The 442-nt window shown below is 71.7% G+C and carries 1 protein-coding gene; it reads right to left on the bottom strand.

All coding sequences use genetic code 11. The features are described 5' to 3' along the window. Positions 1 to 442: cation:proton antiporter (locus GVL52_RS32145; RefSeq protein WP_200848004.1), on the bottom strand; the 442-nt coding region annotated here is incomplete at both ends.

Raw genomic sequence — 442 nt, 5'->3', positions numbered from 1 at the left:
GCACCACGCCCACCACCGGGCCGCTCCAGTCGGCCTGCGCCGCCACGGTGGAGACCAGCACGAACATCAGCATGGTGAGCAGCGAGGCCGCCGTGCCGAGCTGGCGCGGCCAGGCCCAGGGGCGCGGATTGAGCTGCTTGAGCAGCATGCCGGCGAGCAGCGCCGCCAGCGGGGCCGAGCCGCCCATGTGCGCCGCCACCGCCGTGCCGGCGGCGATCAGCGTGAGCAGCAGGAAGGTGGTGTTCTCGCTCGTCGGGCTCATGAAACGCAGCGCCATGCGCAGCACCAGCGCGAGCACCGCGCCCACGATGATGGACACACCCAGCACCACCATCACGGGATAGACCGTGTCCATGACGCCCGCGGCTGGCCGGTTGATCAGCTCCGCCGTCGCGCTGCCCAGCGTGAGCGCGTAGAGGGTGGAGGGCGTGGCCAGCACGAT

The organism is Rhizobium sp. 18055, assembly GCF_902706285.1.
Taxonomy (GTDB): domain Bacteria; phylum Pseudomonadota; class Alphaproteobacteria; order Rhizobiales; family Rhizobiaceae; genus Rhizobium.
The sequence above is the reverse complement of the archived record's forward strand: the minus strand, read 5'-3'. Positions and strand labels throughout refer to the sequence as shown.